The 3,612-nt window shown below is 50.9% G+C and carries 2 protein-coding genes and 1 pseudogene; all 3 read right to left on the reverse strand.

From position 1 onward, the window contains the following. Positions 1-31: 31 nt before the first annotated feature. Positions 32-238: a cold-shock protein gene (locus GXO76_09075; GenBank protein NOY78005.1), complete on the reverse strand. Its 207-nt coding sequence runs from the start codon at positions 236-238 to the stop codon at positions 32-34. 72 nt (positions 239-310) lie between these two features. After that, positions 311-2,833 carry a family 20 glycosylhydrolase gene (locus tag GXO76_09080; GenBank protein NOY78006.1) on the reverse strand — a complete coding sequence of 841 codons (2,523 nt, stop codon included), beginning with the start codon at positions 2,831-2,833 and terminating at the stop codon, positions 311-313. A 99-nt stretch (positions 2,834-2,932) separates the two neighbouring features. After that, positions 2,933-3,612 (reverse strand): annotated as a pseudogene (gene proC, locus GXO76_09085) (pyrroline-5-carboxylate reductase).

The following is a 3,612-nucleotide window of genomic DNA, read 5'->3' on the forward strand; positions in this document are numbered from 1 at the left end:
TGTGTCGTTTTTTCTTCCAATCCGAAATCGTTTAGTGCACGATTCTTACATTGACCGCTTTTTCCCCCTTCAGGTCGCTGCGGATGTCGAAAGAAACCCGCTGACCCTCCCGGAGTCCTTTGTTTTGAAGCGTAATATCCAGATCGCTGACGTGAACAAAATACTCTTCATCGTCATCGCCGAGAATGAACCCGTAACCCTTTGCAGGTTCCCACAATTTAACGGTACCGGTTTGCATGGCTTGTTCTCCTCCCATAATTCAGGTCCCCGGCAGCTCAAAGACGTGCCGGGGACGTCAACCAAAATTCTGTCAGTCCACCCATGTGGGCAGGTTGTATTTAAAGTACGGGCGCGGAATGAATCGTCTGGAAGAACGGATAATCGGATTGAACCAGGACGAATCATCAAAATTCAGTTTTTGCCAATTCTTGAATGTTCGGTCAGCGGCTTTCCAGTACACGTCCGACAAGATGGTCTCGCTTGTTCCGTCGGGGTAAAGGAGCCAGAGGTAGACATTGATTCCCGCTTTTCCGCGCGGATCGTAGCTTTTTACCTGAAAGGCCAGAAGATTTTTCCCCTGTTTCACCCGTTTGGTCAGGTCGTAAACCTTTACGTGCTGGCTGATGACCGTCATTGAGTTTGTACGCCGGGCAATCATTTCACCCAATTTTTTTCCGTTGAAGTAGTTTTCAGCCACGCCGGCATTAATCACCTGAAGCAGAGCCTTACGGGGCTTCCGGGTCAGGGTAAAGGTCTTTCTGAAATAGGACAGCGGAACCGTTGCCTCATCGTTTGCCGCCGTGGGGAAGTAAATGAATTGACTGGGAAGCGCGGGAGAAGCATTGTACGTACCCTTTGACACCTCGTCCGCTTTGATGTTCCAAAAGGCTTTTTCCCGATCAAATTGGGATAAAATCCAGTGAAGATTGGCTTGCTTGTCGTTTCGCAGCCAGAGCTTCCGGTACGTCTGAGCCAGGGTGTCAATTTGAGCTCCCATGGCCCGAAATCGCTGGACGGCTTCCTGCTTAAATTTGGCGCGGTCCTCCGGAAAAATGTATTCATGCAGCACGTGATTCCACCACACGACGGTTTCCAGCCGCCTGCCGTACCAACCGGTCAATCGGGCGGCAAAATCAAGATAGTCCAGTTGCGAGCCGTTGCGTTGAACGACGGGTCGGGTTTTTTGAATCAGTTTAATGACATCGGTGGCCGCATTTCGACAGGCCACACTTTGCTGGAGGAGGGCTCCGGATGACTCAGACGTTGGAGCAAACGGGTGGCGCCAGATGTCCCGATACTGAATGTGTGAGGCTGTTTCGGCCAAAAGGGAGTAGGCCGCTTCGATTGCAGGACAAGTACAGCCGTAGAATTGCCGGGTGAAAGATTGTCGAAATTCTTCCGGATCAGATCCGTTGGGATTCCAGGCACAGGCCGCGGCATATCCGAACCCCAGCCAGTCCAGTTCTTTGAAATTCGCTCCCCCGTAGTCCCCCCAGGTGGAGACGATAGACCCGAGGGCGCCGTAAAGGGCCCCCTTCTGTGTGTAGTATTTGATGTTTACCAGGGACTTGGTTACATCCGGGAAAATCCGTCGCCAGTCACTAACACCCGGCGAAATGAGAAATTTGCGGCCGGTACGCTGAAAAAATTCCACACTGGGAAAATCGTCCGAAGCGTGGTAGTGCCAATCCATAATGAGAATATCCTTGGGCAATTGTGTAAGAATTTCGGGGTTTCGCAGGATGATATCCCCGTACATAATCATGGTTTTGCCCTGTTTTTTAAGCATCTGGTAAAGTTTGTTGTAATGTTCGGCATGCACCACGGCTGTGTTGTACCGTTCCACCAGAGGCTTGGACTCTCCCTTTCCCACGTCCCAGGATTCATCCAGTCCGGCGTGAAAATAGGGGGATTTCCACAGAGAGGCCTGTTCCCGGATAATGTTCCGGAGGAAGGTGTAGGTTTTTGGGTTGGTGGTACTGAGAGAGGCCGCTCCGGGAAATTCGGCCAGATGCTCAAATTTGGGTTGAATGAGAATGTTTTCACAATGTCCCAGCAATTCAAAAATCGGAATAACCTGGACATAATATTTTTGGGCATAATCCTGAAGGTCGCGAACCTCTTTGGGTGTGAGACGCCCGCGATTTTTCCCGATCGATGGATACTTTTTACTCGTAAACAGGTCTTCCAAATAGGGCATGTAGGTGTTCATTTTGTAGAACGCCGAAAAGCGGATGATCTTCTTCATCTCCTTTAAGGTGGGAACCTGTCCGCGCGCCATGTCATCGGAGATCCCGCGGAATTTCAGTGCCGGCCAGTCCCGGATTTGAATGGCTTGCAGGGTGCCGTTGTTCGACTCCCGAACGAGCTGAATAAGCGTAACCACTCCGTAAAAAAGTCCCGGGTCGGTTTTTCCAATGATAACGATTTGCCGGGGATCGATGGAAAGGATGTACCCTTCCGGTTCCATTTTGGGGAGAAAGGACACCTGATGCTGTTTTAGCCAATTTTTAGCGCCGGGTGAATCGACCTTCATTAAAATGATCCCTTTTTGGCGGGATGAAAGTGATTGTACGATTGGCGGGGAGATTTTCAATTCCGATTGAAGGGTTTGTTTCAGCAGGCGAACGGCCGTGTCTGAGGGCCGGAGCGATTGTGAATCCAGAACCAGAACGAGTGTCGAATCAATGGAAAATCGACCGCTTCCGTACTGCCATTCCTGCGGCACCGGGAGGACAGCAGGCCCCTTGGACAAGTTTTTTGTTTGTGTCCATCCCGAGGATGAAATCGAAAAAGCCAAAAGAATAATCCAGGAAAAATGAATGTGTCGCATAGGAGTTCCTTTCAAAATCATGAAAAAAATGTACCGATTAGACAGCGATTGCACCATTTACGGGCAACCGCTGCCACTTCCTTTCGGTTTCACAGGACCTCAATCTTCAATCAGTTCTCTGGCGCGGCGGGTGGCTTCCACGATGGTTTTGATCAGCGTTACGCGAATGCCGCCTTCTTCCATCTGGAGAATTCCGTCGATTGTGCATCCGGCCGGAGTAGTGACCTGATCCTTCAGAAGAGCCGGGTGACGGCCGGTTTCGAGTACCATTTTGGCTGCCCCGAGGGTGGTCTGGGCCACCAATTCCGTTGCGATATTTCTCGGAAGTCCGACCATCACACCGCCTTCGGCGAGGGCCTCAATCATAATAAAGATAAAGGCCGGTCCGCTGGCGCTGAGGGCCGTTACGGCGTCCATGTGGTGTTCATCCACAATCAGGGCACGCCCTACGGACGAAAAAATGGCTTTTGCCTTTTCCAGATCCTGCGATTGGGCATATTTCCCGCCGCTCAGGGCGGTAATGCCTTCTTTTAAAAGAGCCGGTGTATTGGGCATGGCCCGGGCATGGCCCGGATAACCGGGATCGGCTTGTCCAGGATCGTCTCCATTTTTGTGGTGGTCAGAGAAGTCACAATTGAGATTAAGAGTTTGTTCTCCGTCAGTTCGTCGCGTATTTCCTCCAAAACCTGAAGGCTGTTTTGTGGTTTTACACAGAGAAGAATGGTATTTGCCTCCCGAACCGCCGCGGCGTTATCGAGTGTGGTTTCAATGTCGTATTC

The organism is Calditrichota bacterium (genome assembly GCA_013151735.1).
Taxonomy (GTDB): domain Bacteria; phylum Zhuqueibacterota; class JdFR-76; order JdFR-76; family BMS3Abin05; genus BMS3Abin05.